Source organism: Pseudoalteromonas sp. DY56-GL79 (assembly GCF_041414765.1).
Lineage (GTDB): Bacteria > Pseudomonadota > Gammaproteobacteria > Enterobacterales > Alteromonadaceae > Pseudoalteromonas > Pseudoalteromonas piscicida.
This window is the reverse complement of the sequence record NZ_JANHZS010000046.1, coordinates 1-17,932: the sequence shown is the minus strand read 5'-3', so window position 1 is coordinate 17,932 and position 17,932 is coordinate 1. Positions and strand designations below refer to the sequence as shown.

Below are 17,932 nucleotides of genomic sequence, written 5' to 3'. Positions count from 1 at the left end.
GGAGCTGGATTCGAACCAGCGAAGGCTGAGCCGTCAGATTTACAGTCTGATCCCTTTGGCCGCTCGGGAACCCCTCCTAAACAACGGCGGTGATAATAACAAAGTTTTTTTCGAAGTAAAGAAAACTACTAAAGTTTTTCGGAAAAAGGCCGATAAATTCATAATTAGCAAAATAATCGGTTGGAATACATGCAAATTGATGGCGTTTTAATCAGTGAGTCACAATTAGGGTCCGCGTTGAACATTAGTGTTCATGAGACGCGCTCTGCCGATTTTGCCATGCTGTTATCTATGCTATCAACTGATGCATTAGATTTTAGCCAATTTCACCTACCAAAATCTGAAGCTGCCGCAAAAGATAACTCAGAAGAAACACTAAAAAAGCAATTTGAAATAGGTCCACAAAAGCCGCTTGCGCCAAAAGAGTACAATATGCTTATTGGTCAGCATAACGCGCAGCTGGTATCTATGGGGGCGATGGCAACCTTGCGATTGCAAGAAAATTTAAATCCAGAACCTTTTGCCGCACGAAATGATAAAAAGCATATTCCACTCGACGTTGTAGAAAATTTGGAACCAGCGGTTAAAAGACGGTTGGCGAGCGCGCAAGGTAAACTGGCCTTAGTTGCTGATAAGGCAATGGATGCGGCTGGTTTTTATGATCAAATTGCAACGGGAGATATGCAGAGTATGTTACGCGCGACGGCGTAACAACATTAGCTGCTTTTACTCCTTCAAATTGAGCAAGTTAAGACAAACTGGTATTAAACTTGTCATTTTACAGCTGTTTGCTTCGTTACTAGACTGACATAAAACGCCATGCTTATCGCGTCTCATGTCTAATACCAATTGAATTAATTCTCTAATCAATTTGAAGGGTGAAATAGCATATTAGCTTCGTTAAAAATTTCTCATTTAGAACAACTAAATAGCAAAATTTTTGCCTTGCTACTAAAGCTATTTCCCCGCTTCAAGATAGATCATTTACTTAATACAACTGGTATAAGCTAAACGGCCTTTAATCATCCTTAGCTCGCTTCAAGCTTTTTTATTGCTTTGTATCTAATCTCTAATTCAGACTATTTTAGCTACCGTGGCACTTTTTATACTTTTTATCACTGCCGCACGGACAGAGGTCATTTCTGCCTACTTTGATTGTAGGCGTATCGTACAATTCACCATCTAAGTAATACCATCTGCCTGCTTCGGTAATAAAATTTGACCGCTCATGGAGTATATAGTGCGTGTTTTCTGCGATATAGTGCGCCTTAAACTCAACAACCCCCTGAGTAGCTTCTACTACTTCTTCTAGCACTTCCAATTTTATAAAGTGTGCATAATTAGCAAATGCAGCAATATCGTCGATATTGTTTTGTGATTGTTTAGCCTGGGCGTAGGTGTCATGAATATACTTTGCATCTTTTAAGCAGTATGCAGTATAGCGAGAGCGCATGAGTATTTGTGGACGCTCTGCGAATTTTTGTCCCTTAAGGTACGGCTCACAGCATTGCGAATAGGGAAGGGATGAATTGCAATAACAAGACATAAAAACTTCAGTTTTAACAAATTTATATCCTGTTATTGTAGCTGGTTAAGCGCTTTGAAAACAATGGATCGCAACGTCAGATACTGGCAGTTCCATTTTGTTGATAGTTTGCACTGATGTAATATCAGTCCAAATCACCACAGCAGCGAAATTACCATTGCTGATAGCACTTTTAAGTACATACTCAAGGTCGTATATGTGCTTTTGCCTAATGACGAGCAACTTACTTGCATCAACTGAAGCACTTTCTAGTAGTGACTTGTTTGGTACATTATCGGGCGCAACGAGTAGCGTCCAGCCTTGTTTATGTTGACATTTATGTAAAACTTTAAGTAACTCTAAGCTAGCGACGATCTCATCTTCAACGATTACATTATTGATTTCGTTAAGTGTGTAATAAGTCGAATTGTTTGGCTGTAGAAGTGTATTGCTGTGTAACATAATTGTCTCACTGGTTATCTATACAGTATTTGTATACAGTAGTTTATACAGTGTGTGAATGCAAGAGAAATTGCTAGCTTTTTAATCAATATTTAAGCTTAATTTTTATTTAGTTTAAATTTTCAATATAAAACAAATTGTTGTGGTTTTTTGAAATGAGAGATTAATTGGTATTAAGCAATTGGAAGTTTTCTCAGGAGCTATACAGTAGTTTTCCTACTGTATCATTTTGATCGTCGCAGAGGGAAAGCGTACGTTTACTTAAGAGAGGCTTAGCTACGCCTAGCCTACGTTTTTTTGGAGAGTCAAATTTAATTTACTGGCTAATATGCTGTAGTTGATGAATTTGCTCGTAAAGTGTTGCAGCATAGCACTGTGCATCTCTAAAGCGCTTAGTTGTAAGGAAGCGGCGTACATCTAGTAGTACCTGTTCGGCGCCTTTGTGTCCTTGGCTGCTGGCCAAACTCAGCCAAGCGGCTGCATGAAAGGGGCTGGGTGGCACTCCTTGACCTTTCATAAACAACAAACCTAAAAAAAACTGTGCCTTTAAATCACCAGACATCGCCGCCAGTCTTAGCCATTTTGCCGCGAGCGGAAAAGATTTTTCTTTTAAGTAATAGAGGCCTTTTTTCAAAGCTTGGGTATTGTCGTGAAGATCTGGGAATTTTGCGTCCGCTTTTAATGGCGACGTTACAAATTCAAGCACATTCAGCAGCTGCTGTTCTAAGTCATGGTTTGCTGAGTTGTCGGTGCTATTTTGATCCATATCTTTATTCGCAATAATGTTGATAAGCAGAGTGTAGCTGAATTTTAACTATTTTGTCCGAGTTTTAAAGTGATTCGTGTTAAAATCCAACCACTTGTTCCTCAAATTTGTAATTTTAGTTATGCTCGAGCGGTTATTTTCACTGCAAGCTATGCACACCAATGTAAGAACTGAGGTGATTGCTGGCTTGACGACATTCGTTACTATGGTTTACATCGTTTTTGTAAACCCTGCAATGCTAGCAGAAGCTGGTATGGATCACGGCGCTGCTTTTGTAGCAACTTGTATCGCAGCCGCAATCGGCTGTTTTATTATGGGGCTATGGGCAAACTATCCGTTAGCGCTTGCGCCTGGAATGGGCTTAAACGCCTTTTTTACCTATGGTGTTGTGCTTGGCATGGGCTATACATGGCAAAGTGCATTAGGCGCGGTATTTATGTCGGGCTGTTTATTTCTATTTTTGAGCGTATTCAAAGTTCGCGAGTGGGTGATCCAAGCTATACCTATCGTGCTAAAGCGTGCGATTGCGGCAGGTATTGGCGCATTCTTAGCGTTAATCGCGCTAAAAAACGCGAAAATTGTTATTGCAAGTGATGCTACATTAGTACAACTTGGTGATATAACTTCTCCCGGCCCGCTATTAGCCATTGCGAGCTTTTTTGTGATTGCGGCGCTTATGTACCGTGAAGTCAAAAGTGGCGTGCTTATCAGCATTTTAATGGTAACGGGTATTGCGTGGGGACTTGGCCTTGTAGATTATCACGGGGTTGTTGATGTGCCCCCAAGCATCGCGCCGACCTATATGCAGTTAGATTTGAACGGAATTTTTGAGCTTTCCATGCTCAGTGTGGTGTTTGCATTTTTATTTGTCGATTTATTTGATACCAGTGGCACATTGGTTGCGGTGACGCAAAAGGCTGGATTATCTGACGAACATGGTCGTATGCCAAGGCTGGGTAGGGCATTGTCAGCTGACAGCACTGCGACGATTGCAGGCTCAGTGCTCGGTACCTCAACGACGACTTCATACATCGAATCAGTGTCGGGTGTATCTGTCGGTGGTCGCACAGGATTGACGGCCGTGGTCGTAGGGATCTGCTTCTTACTCATGATGTTCTTTGCGCCATTGGCACAAATGGTTCCTGCATATGCGACGGCAGGCGCGATACTGTATGTGTCGGTATTAATGCTACAAAACCTAAAATTGATTAATTGGGATGAGATGAGCGATGCTATTCCGGTCAGTGTTGTGTTATTGATGACACCACTCACGTTTTCAATCGCGCATGGTATTGCTTTGGGTTTTATTTCTTATACGGCAGTTAAACTGGCGTGTAACAAAGCAAATGAAATCAGTATCAGCGTTTGGGTACTGACAGTACTCTTTATCGTTAAGTTTGCTTTTGGTTAATCTGGCGGGTTTACTTCATTTGTAATAAAAAGGCTGGGAGACCAGCCTTTTACGTAAATTGTGGTGTTACCACTTCTTCTTCGGTGCAAACAGGACGTCCAAGTCGTCTTGTTCTTGCTCTGCTTTCTTTTTCACCGCTGATGCGTTGGACGCTCTAAGTTCACTGCTGATCTCTTCTAAATAACCTTCCAGCTGTGCTTTTTTCTCTTTTACATAGTCATCATTGTATGAGACGGCGCAAATTGTAGCGTAAGCTTTTTCAAAGTATTGTCTTGCCGAACCGACCATATTTGCAGTCCTTGCTGAAAGCCCTCGTTTTATCTGGCTCTCTACATTGATTTTAAGCTGAAATCGCTCTAGTCTGCGGTCTTCATTAACGAACAGTTGAGTGTCTACTTTACCTTTACTATGCTCAGAGCGCAGTAGTTGGCGTAATTTTTTTATGCCTTGAACTAATGCGATAATTTGTTTGTCGTTGTCAGGAAGTGCTATCGAGTCTGAATCTGCTGTTTTTTCTGGCTGAGTATTTAAGCGCTCTTGCGACTCGTGTAAGCGACTTTTTAATTCTTTCGAAGTCGGAGACAGCTCCACCATTGCGGCTAAAGCGTCATGCACGCGGCGTTGAATAATACGGATCATGACTTCAGACATCGGAATATTGCTGCCATTCATGATGACGTCTTCCGCTTCTTCTATTACGCGTTTTTGCTTAGCCAGTTCTTTGCGTCTCTCCGCTTCTTGTTTCTCTTTATGTTGCTGGATCGCGCTTACCCAAACTGCTATGACGATAAGTGCAACAATCAACATTATTATAATAGAAACAAACATACTGAAATCTCTTTCATGTAACCACCAGTGTAATTTTTTAATCTTACATGAATTCGTACTATTCTGAACAGGTTTACGACAATAACCTGTAAAAAAGATAAAGAATTCATTATTTTTTAGTATAGCCGATGCCTAAATGAGCGGTTAGTTTTAGTGAAAGATAGTCGCCAGATTTAGCACGTGAGTTTGCAAAAGCGTGTCAAAATATTCGCTATTTGGCCAAATGACTGTCGGAGCGTCAGTGAAAATGCTGATATTTAGTACCTCTTGGCTACCTCATTTTTACCAAATGTGCTAGCCTACATAAGGTCGTAACAGGCGGTTTTTATCGCTTTGCACTAAACTCGCTAACAAAAAAGCGGTTTTGCTATGGGCTGATGCTCAACATCAAGAGATCATAAGAATAAAAGCAATATGAAATTACAACAATTGAGATATATCGTCGAAGTGTTGAATCACAACCTTAATGTGTCAGCGACGGCGGAAAGTTTATATACCTCTCAACCTGGTATTTCAAAGCAAGTGCGCATGCTTGAAGACGAGTTGGGAGTACAAATTTTTGGCCGTAGCGGTAAGCATTTAACGCATGTTACGGGCGCGGGTAATGAAATTATTAATATTGCTCGTGAGATCCTCTCTAAAGTGGAAGGGATCAAAGCAGTTGCAAATGAACATACCTTACCAGATCAAGGTAAACTAAACATCGCAACGACGCATACACAAGCTCGTTACGCGTTACCTCCTGTGATCCAAGGGTTTATGAAAAAATACCCGGCGGTTTCTCTACATATGCATCAAGGTACGCCACAGCAAATCTCTGATGCTGCCGCTCGAGGTGATGCTGACTTTGCTATCGCCACCGAGGCGCTACACTTGTACAGTGATCTGGTCATGCTACCTTGCTATCACTGGAATCGCAGTATTGTGGTCGCCAAAGACCATCCTCTTGCACAAAAAGGCAGTGCACTGACGGTGCAAGACGTCGCTAAATATCCGTTGATCACTTATGTGTTTGGTTTTACTGGCCGCTCAGAACTGGATAAAGCATTTAATGCTCATGGCTTGGAGCCTCACATCGTGTTTACTGCAACAGACGCTGATGTGATTAAAACCTATGTAAGATTAGGACTCGGTGTCGGTGTATTGGCGTCAATGGCACTTGATCAAAAGTCTGATAGCGACTTAGTTTGCATCGATGCAAGTCACCTATTTGAAGCAAGTACGACGAAAATCGGTTTCAGAAAAGGGAGCTTCCTAAGAGGCTACATGTACGACTTTATTGAGCGATTTGCACCGCACCTCACAAAAGATGTGGTAGAGCGTGCAAGCTTGCTGCGAAATCAAGATGATATTGACAAGCTGTTTGAAGGTATGACGCTTCCTGTGAAATGAAGCACTTGAACAGCATATGAAGAGGCCTCAACAGAGGCCTTTTTCGATACGGTTATTCGTACGGGAGTGGATCTGTTGCGTGGTTTAGTTCAAATGCTTCGAGACGCTCTTGGCAAGCACCACACTTACCACATGCTTTTTCGCGGCCGTTGTAACACGTCCAAGTGTCAGCGTAATCTAATCCCATTTTTAGACCGTCAGTCAGGATATCAATTTTTGAGTTGTTAAGGTAAGGACTCACAATTTCAACGGCGTCGTAGTTCGCAATGCGACAAACATCATCCATCTTTTTAACGAACTCTGGGCGGCAATCTGGATAAATTGCATGATCGCCAGAGTGAGCACCGTAAAATACCTTATTTGCTTTTAGAGAGACAGCGTAACCTACCGCAAGAGAAAGCAAAATCATATTGCGATTAGGCACAATCGTGCTCTTCATGCTCTCTTCTTCATAGTGGCCTTCTGGCACGTCGATGTCATCAGTTAGGCTAGAGCCTGACAATAATTGATTGATAGCAGAAATATCAACGACCTTATGAGCAACGCCGAGTTTTGCACATACGTCAGCGGCAACTTGTAGCTCTTTTACATGTCGCTGGCCATAGTTAAAAGACAGTGCATAAACCTCATGGCCCTCGCGGACAGCCTTGTTTAATACAGTGTAAGAGTCCATTCCGCCGGAATAGATTACGACAACTTTTTCGCTCATAGGTGATTTGCCTCGATTTTGATAGAGGTTTACTTCAGGGCGCGATATACTACACGGCCGCTGGAGAAATGACAATTTTCTCGCGGTATTTTTCGACAACTTTATCTTAAACACGGGGCCATTTTGTACAAGGTTAACGAAATATTTGAAACAATTCAGGGTGAAGCAAGCTTCACTGGTACGCCTTCAATCTTTTTACGTTTGCAGGGCTGTCCAGTTGGTTGCGCTTGGTGTGATACCAAACAAACGTGGGAAACCAACGACACTTTTATTGTTTCATTGGATAACACTGTAGAAAAAAAGGCTGACTCAGAGTGGTGGGCGAACGCGAGTGCTGAGGAGATCTTGGCGATTTTCGAGTCGCGGGGCTACCAAGCCAAACATGTGGTGATCACTGGTGGTGAACCTTGTATGTTTGATCTTCGCCCGTTATGCGAGTTATTGCATAGCAAAGGGTACAGCACACAGATTGAAACCAGTGGTACATTTGAGATCCTCGCGCCAGCTGAAACTTGGGTTACCGTGTCGCCAAAAATTAATATGCGTGGGGGTTACAAAGTACTTCCAAGTGCAATGGCTCGTGCTGATGAGATAAAGCACCCCGTTGCGATGCAAAAGCATATTGAGGAATTAGAGGCGTTATTTGCACAAACTGGAGTTGAGCCAAAGTTAGTGTATCTTCAGCCAATCAGCCAAAAAGCCAAGGCCACTAAGCTTGCAATAGACAATTGCAAAGCGAAAAATTGGCGCTTATCAGTTCAAGTGCACAAGTATTTAGGGATTAACTAAAGCGATTTGCCTAAGCGTATTTTAGCTAAAAATGCGGTGTGTTTAAGCAGAGGTATTGAACAAACGCGGTGCTTAGGCGTTAAGCCCTTTGTAGAGGTTAATAACACTCGTTACTGACCATTTCGATCATTCTTTGCGTTTCACCGCTATTTTCAAATTGATAGAGATTGCGATTGATGTCTTTGAGCAATTCACGCCAATGTGGTTTTTGCTTGCTAAGCGCAAAGTAGAGGTGATTGTACTTTATAGGCGGTGTCACGTTTTCTATGTTTCTCAGTAATTCAATTTTCTCAGCTCTAGGTAAGTCTGAATAATTGACTGTAAAGCGCAGTACTTTTGGATCGCCTATTACTAAATTTACGCGCTTACCGACGAGTAATTTCACTAGCTGTAAATCATTTACGGCTTCTACTGTAACAAATTCACCATTATCCATCATAGCATCAAACTCGGGGGTATTCTGATAGCCCCTCACGACACCAATGAGCTCATTCTTAACTGAGTTTAGATTGCCATCAAAGCGGTCTTCTTCACCTCTTCGTTTCAAAAAGCCGATTTCACCACCAGGAAAGGCATTAGATAAAGCAAGTAGCTCTCTGCGGGTCTTATTCTTGTGATTGTCAGACGGTGCTGAATCCTCAATATAGTATTCAGGGAATAAAATATCGGCTTTTCCCGTTTCCGCGGCCCTTACGGCACGAGCCCAAGGCAAAAACTCAACATACACTTGATAATCTAAGTCTGTAAGCAGTGCGACGGCAAACTGAAAGGCCCAGCCTTTATTGCAGAGGTTTGCACCGATATAAGGTGGCCAATCTAATGTCACAATATGAATGAAGGCATTTTTGCCTTTCTTATTGTATAGATAGCCCCCTTGGTACTTTTCTCCAGCAACAAGGCGAAATTCTCCACCCTTAAAGTAGGCAACGTTTAAATTCTCCCCATAGATGAAACTACTAAACATGAGAAAAAACATGAGTAATAAGGTCTTTACAATCATCGAAGTCAAAAAAGCGTAGCGAATAGATAAAGTGTAGTGAAAGGAGGTGAAATTAAAAGGAATAATATAAAAAACAAAGGGGCAGTGATGCCCCTTGAAAGTCTAGAATATGAAACTCTACTCTTACTGCACTAATTCTTGTTCAGAGAATGTGTCTGCAAAGAGTGGGCTAGTTAGGTAACGCTCTGCAGCGCTTGGCAAAATAACCACGATGTTTTTATCAGCATTTTCAGGTTGCTCGGCAATACGCTTTGCGGCAACTAGGGCTGCGCCTGAAGAAATACCTACTAAAATACCTTCGTCTTTCATCAGCTGGTGTGCCATTGCAATTGCATCTTCATTCGACACCAACTCAACGCCATCAATAAGCTCAAGATCTAGGTTGCCCGGAATAAAGCCAGCACCGATCCCTTGAATTTTGTGTGGACCCGGTTTTACTTCGTCGCCCGCAAGGGTTTGCGTGATAACTGGTGAGTCAACTGGCTCAACAGCGATTGACTTAACATTTAGGCCTTTTTCATTTTTCAGATAGCGCGAAACACCAGTGATCGTGCCACCCGTACCAACGCCCGCAACGAAGTAATCGATATTACCTTCAAGTGCATCAAAAATTTCCGGACCCGTTGTTTCAAAGTGGATCTTCGGGTTTGCTGGGTTTTCAAACTGTTGCAGTAACACGTATTTTTCAGGGTTACTTGCTTGGATTTCATTTGCTTTTTCAATCGCGCCTTTCATGCCCTTGGCGCCTTCTGTCAGCACTAAATTTGCGCCAAGTGCTTTAAGTAGTTTACGACGCTCAAGGCTCATCGTATTTGGCATAGTAAGTGTCAACTTATAACCACGAGAAGCAGCAACGAAAGCCAATGCAATACCCGTGTTACCTGAAGTTGGTTCAATAAGTTCTTTACCTTCGCTAAGAAGGCCCGCTTTTTCAGCTTCCCAGATCATAGACGCACCAATACGGCATTTAACGCTGAAGCTTGGGTTACGCGCTTCCACTTTTGCGTAAACATTGCCGCCAGAAACGCGATTGATTTTAACCAACGGTGTATTACCGATAGTTAGACTGTTATCTGCATATACTTTAGTCATTTGTGTTCCCTAATCTAGGTTTGCTTGTATTCCATCACTTTACTGCGCATTTCGCAAAACGAAAGGAAAGATTGGCTATAAGATATATCAAATTTGCTTATAGCCAATAGTTATTTAAAGGTTGATATTTAAATCAACCAGGCATAACTGAACTTCATAAATACCGTCTTTTCGTCTTTAGTTATCTTTGACAAATCATCGTCTTGATAACCATGATCGGAATAGCCTGCAAAGAAAACGGTTTGTGGGTTTAGTTTGTAGGAATAGAGCAGTTGGGTACTGATGCTTTTATAAGTCGCATCAACATCGTCATTATAATTGCTCTGGTTTCTCGAAATATCCGTGTTGATGATTGCCAATCTCAGATAGCTATTAATGTTAAATTGGTAAGTCAGGCGTATATCGCTCAGATTTGCGGTATAAACTTCCGCGCCATTCGCTTTCATTTTTTCGAATGTATGGCGCAATCTAACTTCAAAATGTTTGCCAAGATTGACGTTAATAACCGGACGGGCGAAATACAAATCACCAAGACGGTTGTTTGCAAGATCAACGCGGTTTCCTTTACTTAAGTTCAAGCCTGCGAAAACGCCGGCCATTGGCTTGAACTCCATATAGGTCCACTGTGAATTCTCGGTAAATAGATCGGTATTGCCGTCAATCGCTAGACGGGTTTCATCATGTCGCAGTCCAGTGCGTTTTCTATGTTCAACACCGAAATCAAGAAAGCTTTGCAATGGGCCGTCAACTGCAAAGTTGGTTTGCACTTCTTTTTCTAATAACTCGCCTTGCTCGTTGTGGGAAATATCCCAGTCGGCGTACCAACGTGCACGGTTCCACCAGTTGTTGTCATCGCCATACCAACGGTACTCACCGCCAAAAAGAAATTTATTAAAGTCGACCTGAGTGATAAAGCCCATATCGGTTCTAAGTGCGGCATCGCGAGCTTGATAACTGGTAAATGCCTTCCAATACTTGCGATTGTGCTCATAATTAACGTAATAGCCAGCACCTCGGTCATCTTCGTCAATCACTCTGAGTACGCTTTCGTTTAGGTCGCACTCAGCGAGCGTACTATCACATAACGATTCAACAAAAGCGCTATCATAGTTTGTATCTGAGCCAATTAACTGCACTTGTAAGGTGTCGTTATCTGTTGGCTTGTATTTGGCGTCTATACTCGCAACTTGGTTGCGATAGTCGTCGCTTTGCCTGGTCGTCGATGTCACGCCTACAGACAAGGTTTTGTTTATGTCATGACGGTATCTAAGTGCCATGTTTTGGCTTTTTCTCTCTAATGAGACAACACTTGAGCCTAAATTTCCAGGAACAACGACATTGAGTCTTTCATCGTTGGCAATAAATCCTGCAAAAGTGTGACCGTTTTTATTACCGGTAAGCTTGACGCCATAATCGGGTGCTGAAATGTTCCGAGTATGAATAAGGTTAAGGTGAGAAGAAAAGTAATCGGAATTATCTAAAAAGAACGCCCGTTTTTCAGGGAAAAATAGGCTAAAGCTATTGTTGACGCTCAATTGTCCTGTGTCAGCTTCAACTTGTGAGAAATCAGGGTTTAGTGTTGCGTTTAGCGTCGTGTCTGGTGTGATAGCCCACTTTACGTCTAAACCCGGCTCGACATTATTGTCGGCTTGCCACGGCTCTGCGATACCATCATTAATGTCGCGAGATTCTTGCCTATTGGTGACAAGTGTTGGAATAACGGCAAAGTTACTACCTTGCTTAGCCTTAGCAAATCCTTGATATTTTGGCATCTGACAGATCCAGCAAGAATTTGCATGTCGCAATTGCATGCTGGAGATACGCAACCTTTCATTTCTTGGATAAAAACGCAGAAACTCTAAAGCCATGGTTTTGCTCTCGATGGAGTCGTTAAAATTTAATACACGAAGTGGGATTTCAACTTCAACAACATAACCGTCTTTGTTTATCTTTCCGACGCTATCCCAGATCCCATTCCAAGAACCATTCTCACTTTTAGTGAGTTCGTTTTCAATTGAGTCTTGTTGTACACCTAGTGGATTGATGAAAAACTGGTAAGCGCTTTGGGCATTGTTAAATGAGTCAATTTTAATGCCGACAAGGTCATCTTCCCAGGCGCGGTCACGGTCACGATAAAATGCGCGGATCAACTCAGGATTAGGGTCCTTTGCATCAAAAGCAATAAATAAAGATTGACCATTCTCATATACGTAGGCCTTAGTTTGTACTGGACTTGATTGGTTCTCGTATGGCCAAGTGATGTTGTTGATATCTATTTCTAATGCACGTTGCCAAATATCGGCTTCAAGTACACCATCAATTTTTGCAGAGCTATCGATAAATGGGATTTTATTTGGGTCTAGTGCCCATGTTTGGCTAGATAGACTAAGTGCGACAAAAGAGTAGGTTACAGCTTTGAGCATGAATTTAATTATTATACAGAGACTTTTGTCAGTATTAGATAATATGCAATGAGCTGAAACAATTTATTTTCGTCAAGTTGCAATTATTTACGTTAGGTGGCGAATATGTATACATAAAATGTACAAATCGATTTATCTCCATCGAATTAATAGCAAAGATGGTCAAAAACATGTTACAACAACGCCTTTGAAAATCTGCTAGGAAGTAACTATGTCTCTTATATTGAAGCTAGTGGCGGGTATCGTCGCTGGTATGTTGGCGGGTCTGTACTTGCCGACTGTGTTAGTTGAGCTCTTATACACCTTCAAGGTGATCATAGGGCAACTTATCAGCTTTACTATTCCTCTGATAATCCTGCTTTTTATTGCTTCAGGTATAGCAGGTTTACCAAAGGGATCGGGCCACTTGCTTGGTAAGACAGTCGGCTTTGCTTATGGGTCAACCATTATTGCTGGCACGTTAGCATTTCTATTAGTTAATGCTTTCATTCCATTTTTTGACGGTGGTGTTGCTTATCAAGCCGTGGAAGAATCTCATCTTAAGAGCCTTATTAATATCGAGATCCCTCCGCTGATGGGAGTGATGACGGCACTTGCAACTGCATTTATCTTTGGTATTGGGATGAGCCAGTGTGGTTTAACTAAACTTAAAGGCGTCACCGACGAAGCGAGAGATGTGGTAGATGCACTGCTTGCGAAAGTCATTATTCCAATATTACCACTTTACATTGCCGGTGTTTTTGCTGAAATGGCGGTAGCAGGTACGGTATTCGACACCCTGAGTACGTTTGGCGTGGTATTGCTTGCCGCGATTATTATGCATTGGCTATGGCTAAGCACTTTGTTTGTGGTGAGCGGTCTGTTACTTGGTAGAAATCCATTGGAATTAATCAAAAATATGCTACCTGCGTATTTTACTGCGATTGGTACTATGTCGAGCGCGGCAACTATTCCAGTGTCTCTTCGTGCAAGTAAATCTAATAATGTTAACGAAGAGGTTGCCAATTTTACCGTACCACTTTGTGCCACCATCCATTTGTCAGGGTCGACTATTACCATAGTGACTTGCGCAATGGCTGTGATGCTGCTTTCTCCTGAGATGGTTGTACCTTCATTGTCGGAAATGTTGCCATTCATCTTTATGCTTGGTGTAGTAATGATTGCGGCTCCTGGTGCGCCGGGTGGAGCGGTTATGTCTGCGCTTGGGCTATTGACCAGTATGCTTGGTTTTAATGAGGGCGCAGTGGCATTGATGATTGCTTTATATTTAGCGCAAGATAGTTTTGGCACAGCATGTAATGTAACTGGTGATGGTGTGATTGCACTTTGGGTCGATAAATTTTCAAAGCAAAGCTGAGTCATATAAAAATAAATCTACTATAAGTCGCTATGGCTAAAATGCCGTAGCGGCTGCCTTTAAAATCACAAAACGGTGAAATTATAATCAACCAGCTTCTTCCATTAATTAACTATTTGGTTAATTCATATCAAAATTGTATTTTTCTCTTGTTTCTATCGTTATGCTTTTAAAAAATATGTGGTAATCTCAAACATCTGGAAGCGAGGCTGTTGGTTGCTTCGCTCCTTTTACCAATATATATGTAGAGGGTGTGCCATTGATTAATGTGCTTTTAGTTGATGATCATGAACTTGTCAGGACTGGCATAAAACGCATTTTAGATGATGTGCGTGGCTTTAAAGTGGTAGGAGAAGCCAAAACCGGTGAGGAAGCCGTAACCTTTTGTCGCCAAAGTGAGCCTGACATTGTGCTAATGGACATGAACATGCCTGGTATTGGTGGATTGGAAGCGACCAAAAAGATTTGCCGTTACTGTCCTGATGTAAAAGTTATTGTGCTTACCGTGCATTGTGAAGATCCTTTTCCAAGCAAGGTAATGCAAATTGGTGCGCATGGTTACCTAACAAAAGGTGCTGGCCCTGATGAAATGATCAATGCAATACGTGCGGTTAATGCTGGTCAACGTTATATTGCGCCAGAAATTGCTCAGCAAATTGCCCTTGCGCAATTTAGTGGCCGCAATGACGAAAACCCTTTCCAATCGCTATCGGAAAGAGAATTGCAGATCATGCTCATGATCACTAAAGGTGAGAAAGCACAAAATATTGCAGATCGCTTGAACCTAAGTTCTAAGACGGTAAATAGTTATCGCTATCGCATGTTTGAAAAGCTCAATGTGAGCGGTGATGTGGAATTAACCCACTTGGCGATTCGCCATAAAATGATCGATATAGATAGCAGTCATTAAGTTCTTTTTAAATGACTGAATTTGACTACAAACCTTTCCTCAAGACATTAACAACAGAACCTGGTGTGTACCGCATGTACGATGTGGACGACCAGGTTATCTATGTTGGTAAAGCAAAAAACCTCAAAAAACGAGTTTCTAGCTACTTCCGTTCAAATATCACAGATAGTAAAACGCGAGTATTGGTCAGTAATATTGACCATATTGAAGTTACGTTAACGAATACCGAAACCGAAGCGCTGCTTTTAGAAAATAACTTAATTAAGAAATACCAACCACGATATAACATTCTCTTAAGAGATGATAAGAGTTATCCGTATATTTTCCTGAGCGCCCATCAACATCCAAGACTTGCATTTCATCGTGGTAGTAGAAAACAAAAAGGCGAGTATTTTGGTCCTTTCCCTAGCAGTGCTGCAGTATCGGAAAGTCTGAGGTTAATGCAGAAGATCTTCCCCGTTAGGCAATGCGAAGATGCGTATTACCGCGCACGCAGCCGACCTTGTTTGCAGTATCAGTTAAAAAGATGTTCAGGACCATGCGTTGGCAAGGTAAGCGACGAAGAATACCAAGAACAAGTAGCCATGGTTCGACAGTTTTTGACGGGACGCTCTCAGGACGTTATTTCAGCACTGGTGGAACGAATGGAAAGCGCCAGTATGTCTTTGGATTTTGAGAAAGCAGCGAAACACAGAGATCAAATTGCTTTATTAAGGCAAATGCAAGAACAGCAGTCCATTGCAGGAAACTTTGCAGAGCTTGATGTCATCGGTTATGAGCAGAAGAACGGTTTAGTGGCCATTCATGTACTGATGATAAGGGAACATAAGGTACTTGGGACGAAAACACATTTTCCAAAAGTACCAAAAGATTCTGGCGCAGATGAAGTGCTAACTTCTTTCATCGGACAGTATTATATTTCAACGGGTAACCACGCTAGAATTGCTAAAGAAATTGTATTGCCATTCGAAATAGAAGAGGGAAGTGCATTAGAAGCTGCGCTGACCCAAGTTTCGAAGCGCAAAGTTAATTTCAAATGTAACGTTCGTGGGGAGCGAGCCCAATATCTTGCATTGGCAAATAAAAATGCGCAAAACAGTATTGAAGTTAAACAAAGTGCACAAGACTCAATCACCAAACGATATGCCAAACTAAAAGCAGTGCTAGGGCTGTCAGATATTCAAAGAATGGAGTGTTTTGATATCAGCCATACCATGGGAGAAAACACGGTTGCATCGTGTGTTGTATTCGATGGTCAAGGGCCAAACAATAGAGAGTATCGCAGATATAACGTCACTGGGATCACCCCAGGGGATGATTACGCAGCGATGGATTTTGCATTAAATAAGCGCTACGGCAAAATGTCGGATGAAGCGAAAGTACCCGATATTATTTTTATTGATGGTGGTAAGGGGCAGTTAGGTAGGGCGGAATCTTTCTTTGCTGATTGGCAACTCAATAAAATGCCGATACTGATAGGGGTTGCAAAAGGCACAAGCCGAAAGCCAGGATTAGAAACATTGCTTATAGATGGTGGTCGTAAAACGGTGAATGTCGAAAGTGATTCACCTGCATTACACCTTATCCAGCATATCCGCGACGAATCACATCGCTTTGCAATTGCAGGGCATCGTAATAAAAGACAAAAACAAAGAACGCAATCTGTGCTTGAAGAGATTGAAGGCGTAGGTCAGAAAAGACGTCAGGCACTACTTAAGTTTTTAGGAGGCATGCAGGGAGTTAAATCTGCAAATATACATCAATTAAAGCAAGTTCCTGGGATCAGCCCTGAAATGGCTGAAAAGATATTTAATCATTTGCATGACAAAGCTTAAGCAATCATGCGAACATAGAAAAAAAGACAATACCAAGTAGTTATGTGGAATATTCCAAATACGCTCACAACATTTAGATTGCTACTCATTCCCGTGTTTGCAGTCGTTTTTTATCTTCCTTATTCATGGGCGTTTTTTGCCGCCGCTTTTATTTTCTGGTTAGCTTCTGTTACCGATATCCTCGATGGCTATCTTGCGCGTAAGTTGGAACAGTCAACGCCATTTGGTGCTTTTTTAGATCCTGTTGCCGACAAGGTGATGGTCAGTGTTGCTTTAGTGATACTTGCTACACATTATGATAATTATTTCATTACTATTTCTGCTGTTGTCATTATTAGTAGAGAAATAGTTATTTCTGCGTTGCGTGAATGGATGGCTGAACAAGGTAAAAGAGGAAGTGTTGCAGTATCTTGGCTGGGTAAATTCAAAACAGCTGCACAGATGTTAGCTATTATAGGTTTGATTTGGCAATTATCCGATTGGATGACAATGCTAAGTTACGCACTTTTAGCCATCGCGACATTGCTCACATTAGTTTCTATGATCCAGTATCTCTATGCTGCAAAAGGAGAATTGACTAATTCTTGACTTGAAATGATTATAAACTCAGCGGTTTAGATAAATTTTGAGCAAACGATTCAAAACATTCATTTTTTATGTTGACGCGTTCCAGAACTTCTGTAGAATGCGTCCGTGTTGAGAGGGCAGTATGTCATCTAAATGAAATTTAGATAGCATCACCTAGCAAATTAAAGTTTAAAGAAGCTTAGTAAATAAGTAGATTTAAATAATGGAACGCGAGTATAGCTCAGCTGGTAGAGCGCGACCTTGCCAAGGTCGAGGTCACGAGTTCGAACCTCGTTACTCGCTCCAAATTTGCGGCGGAATGGCAGAGTGGCCATGCAGCGGATTGCAAATCCGTCTACCTCGGTTCGACTCCGGGTTCCGCCTCCATTTCTCAACATATCCACATGCGAAAGCAAGCCCGATGCCCGGGTGGTGGAATTGGTAGACACAAGGGATTTAAAATCCCTCGCTGGTAACAGCGTGCCGGTTCAAGTCCGGCCCCGGGCACCATTTATATCGGGATTTGTATGTAACAAATCTAAATGGTTTTTATGTACAAGACGGAATGCGAGTATAGCTCAGCTGGTAGAGCGCGACCTTGCCAAGGTCGAGGTCACGAGTTCGAACCTCGTTACTCGCTCCAATTTTTGCTTTCACACCCGATGCCCGGGTGGTGGAATTGGTAGACACAAGGGATTTAAAATCCCTCGCTGGTAACAGCGTGCCGGTTCAAGTCCGGCCCCGGGCACCATTTATTTTTCACATATTAAATTTACCAGTGTGAAAAATGGAATGCGAGTATAGCTCAGCTGGTAGAGCGCGACCTTGCCAAGGTCGAGGTCACGAGTTCGAACCTCGTTACTCGC

The 17,932-nt window shown here is 42.1% G+C and carries 16 protein-coding genes and 6 tRNA genes; 14 read left to right on the top strand and 8 right to left on the bottom strand.

Features of this window, described 5'->3' with window-relative positions:
- Positions 1-189 precede the first annotated feature (189 nt).
- A complete protein-coding gene (locus NO992_RS23075) occupies positions 190-711 on the top strand; it encodes a VC2046/SO_2500 family protein (protein ID WP_099031435.1) in 522 nt (173 codons plus the stop codon).
- A 373-nt stretch (positions 712-1,084) separates the two neighbouring features.
- Here NO992_RS23075 and NO992_RS23070 read toward each other — a convergent pair whose 3' ends face one another.
- The 3 genes from NO992_RS23070 to NO992_RS23060 all read right to left on the bottom strand — a co-directional run bounded on the left by NO992_RS23070 (position 1,085) and on the right by NO992_RS23060 (position 2,753).
- Positions 1,085-1,546, bottom strand: a complete 462-nt coding sequence (locus NO992_RS23070) for a YchJ family protein (RefSeq protein ID WP_371380737.1) — start codon at positions 1,544-1,546, stop codon at positions 1,085-1,087.
- Between the two features lie 45 nt (positions 1,547-1,591).
- On the bottom strand, positions 1,592-1,987 hold the full coding sequence (locus NO992_RS23065; protein WP_045987890.1) for a SulA-like leucine-rich domain-containing protein: 396 nt from the start codon (positions 1,985-1,987) through the stop codon (positions 1,592-1,594).
- A 316-nt stretch (positions 1,988-2,303) separates the two neighbouring features.
- A complete protein-coding gene (locus NO992_RS23060) occupies positions 2,304-2,753 on the bottom strand; it encodes a tetratricopeptide repeat protein (RefSeq protein ID WP_010375560.1) in 450 nt (149 codons plus the stop codon).
- A 121-nt stretch (positions 2,754-2,874) separates the two neighbouring features.
- Between NO992_RS23060 and NO992_RS23055 the strand changes: the two genes are divergently transcribed.
- Positions 2,875-4,164 (top strand): NCS2 family permease, encoded by a 1,290-nt coding sequence (locus NO992_RS23055; protein ID WP_371380735.1) that lies wholly within the window; start codon positions 2,875-2,877, stop codon positions 4,162-4,164.
- Between the two features lie 66 nt (positions 4,165-4,230).
- On the opposite strand, the gene NO992_RS23050 is transcribed toward NO992_RS23055, so the two are convergent.
- Positions 4,231-4,992, bottom strand: a complete 762-nt coding sequence (locus NO992_RS23050; protein ID WP_010375563.1) for a hypothetical protein — start codon at positions 4,990-4,992, stop codon at positions 4,231-4,233.
- 414 nt (positions 4,993-5,406) lie between these two features.
- Between NO992_RS23050 and cysB the strand changes: the two genes are divergently transcribed.
- Entirely contained in the window at positions 5,407-6,384 is a 978-nt protein-coding gene (gene cysB / locus NO992_RS23045) for an HTH-type transcriptional regulator CysB (protein WP_371380733.1), read from the top strand.
- Positions 6,385-6,436: 52 nt separating this feature from the next.
- On the opposite strand, the gene queC is transcribed toward cysB, so the two are convergent.
- Entirely contained in the window at positions 6,437-7,093 is a 657-nt protein-coding gene (queC, locus tag NO992_RS23040) for a 7-cyano-7-deazaguanine synthase QueC (protein ID WP_010375567.1), read from the bottom strand.
- 123 nt (positions 7,094-7,216) lie between these two features.
- On the opposite strand from queC, the gene queE reads away from it, so the two are divergent.
- A complete protein-coding gene (queE, locus tag NO992_RS23035; protein WP_017218899.1) occupies positions 7,217-7,882 on the top strand; it encodes a 7-carboxy-7-deazaguanine synthase QueE in 666 nt (221 codons plus the stop codon).
- A gap of 97 nt (positions 7,883-7,979) precedes the next feature.
- Here the strand turns inward: queE and NO992_RS23030 are convergent, their stop codons facing one another.
- The 3 genes from NO992_RS23030 to NO992_RS23020 form a co-directional block, all read right to left on the bottom strand.
- A complete protein-coding gene (locus NO992_RS23030) occupies positions 7,980-8,846 on the bottom strand; it encodes an ABC transporter substrate-binding protein (protein WP_017218900.1) in 867 nt (288 codons plus the stop codon).
- A gap of 159 nt (positions 8,847-9,005) precedes the next feature.
- Complete coding sequence (gene cysK / locus NO992_RS23025) at positions 9,006-9,974, bottom strand: cysteine synthase A (RefSeq protein WP_010375573.1); 969 nt, start codon at positions 9,972-9,974, stop codon at positions 9,006-9,008.
- A 128-nt stretch (positions 9,975-10,102) separates the two neighbouring features.
- Complete coding sequence (locus tag NO992_RS23020; RefSeq protein WP_371380730.1) at positions 10,103-12,397, bottom strand: DUF5916 domain-containing protein; 2,295 nt, start codon at positions 12,395-12,397, stop codon at positions 10,103-10,105.
- Positions 12,398-12,608: 211 nt separating this feature from the next.
- Here NO992_RS23020 and NO992_RS23015 point away from each other — a divergent pair, with 211 nt between their 5' ends.
- The 10 genes from NO992_RS23015 (at position 12,609) to NO992_RS22970 (ending at position 17,932) form a co-directional block, all read left to right on the top strand.
- Positions 12,609-13,754: a dicarboxylate/amino acid:cation symporter gene (locus tag NO992_RS23015; RefSeq protein ID WP_371380728.1), complete on the top strand. Its 1,146-nt coding sequence runs from the start codon at positions 12,609-12,611 to the stop codon at positions 13,752-13,754.
- Between the two features lie 259 nt (positions 13,755-14,013).
- Positions 14,014-14,664 (top strand): UvrY/SirA/GacA family response regulator transcription factor, encoded by a 651-nt coding sequence (gene uvrY / locus NO992_RS23010; protein WP_010606537.1) that lies wholly within the window; start codon positions 14,014-14,016, stop codon positions 14,662-14,664.
- An 11-nt stretch (positions 14,665-14,675) separates the two neighbouring features.
- The gene (gene uvrC, locus NO992_RS23005; protein ID WP_010375583.1) at positions 14,676-16,499 is read left to right on the top strand and encodes an excinuclease ABC subunit UvrC; all 1,824 of its coding nucleotides are present in this window, start codon (positions 14,676-14,678) and stop codon (positions 16,497-16,499) included.
- Positions 16,500-16,541: 42 nt separating this feature from the next.
- Entirely contained in the window at positions 16,542-17,087 is a 546-nt protein-coding gene (gene pgsA / locus NO992_RS23000; protein ID WP_010375584.1) for a CDP-diacylglycerol--glycerol-3-phosphate 3-phosphatidyltransferase, read from the top strand.
- 209 nt (positions 17,088-17,296) lie between these two features.
- A tRNA-Gly gene (locus NO992_RS22995) sits at positions 17,297-17,372 on the top strand.
- Positions 17,373-17,379: 7 nt separating this feature from the next.
- Positions 17,380-17,453, top strand: a tRNA-Cys gene (locus tag NO992_RS22990).
- Between the two features lie 36 nt (positions 17,454-17,489).
- Positions 17,490-17,576 (top strand) — tRNA-Leu (locus tag NO992_RS22985).
- A gap of 57 nt (positions 17,577-17,633) precedes the next feature.
- A tRNA-Gly gene (locus NO992_RS22980) sits at positions 17,634-17,709 on the top strand.
- A gap of 21 nt (positions 17,710-17,730) precedes the next feature.
- Positions 17,731-17,817 (top strand) — tRNA-Leu (locus NO992_RS22975).
- 43 nt (positions 17,818-17,860) lie between these two features.
- A tRNA-Gly gene (locus NO992_RS22970) sits at positions 17,861-17,932 on the top strand.

Coding starts and splice junctions, on each gene's coding strand:
- NO992_RS23050 (WP_010375563.1), bottom strand. CDS start 4,992: ATGTTTGTTTCTATTATAATAATGTTGATTGTTGCACTTATCGTCATA.
- queC (WP_010375567.1), bottom strand. CDS start 7,093: ATGAGCGAAAAAGTTGTCGTAATCTATTCCGGCGGAATGGACTCTTAC.
- NO992_RS23075 (WP_099031435.1), top strand. CDS start 190: ATGCAAATTGATGGCGTTTTAATCAGTGAGTCACAATTAGGGTCCGCG.
- NO992_RS23015 (WP_371380728.1), top strand. CDS start 12,609: ATGTCTCTTATATTGAAGCTAGTGGCGGGTATCGTCGCTGGTATGTTG.
- NO992_RS23060 (WP_010375560.1), bottom strand. CDS start 2,753: ATGGATCAAAATAGCACCGACAACTCAGCAAACCATGACTTAGAACAG.
- cysB (WP_371380733.1), top strand. CDS start 5,407: ATGAAATTACAACAATTGAGATATATCGTCGAAGTGTTGAATCACAAC.
- NO992_RS23030 (WP_017218900.1), bottom strand. CDS start 8,846: ATGTTTAGTAGTTTCATCTATGGGGAGAATTTAAACGTTGCCTACTTT.
- uvrC (WP_010375583.1), top strand. CDS start 14,676: ATGACTGAATTTGACTACAAACCTTTCCTCAAGACATTAACAACAGAA.
- NO992_RS23020 (WP_371380730.1), bottom strand. CDS start 12,397: ATGCTCAAAGCTGTAACCTACTCTTTTGTCGCACTTAGTCTATCTAGC.
- pgsA (WP_010375584.1), top strand. CDS start 16,542: ATGTGGAATATTCCAAATACGCTCACAACATTTAGATTGCTACTCATT.
- cysK (WP_010375573.1), bottom strand. CDS start 9,974: ATGACTAAAGTATATGCAGATAACAGTCTAACTATCGGTAATACACCG.
- NO992_RS23065 (WP_045987890.1), bottom strand. CDS start 1,987: ATGTTACACAGCAATACACTTCTACAGCCAAACAATTCGACTTATTAC.
- NO992_RS23055 (WP_371380735.1), top strand. CDS start 2,875: ATGCTCGAGCGGTTATTTTCACTGCAAGCTATGCACACCAATGTAAGA.
- NO992_RS23070 (WP_371380737.1), bottom strand. CDS start 1,546: ATGTCTTGTTATTGCAATTCATCCCTTCCCTATTCGCAATGCTGTGAG.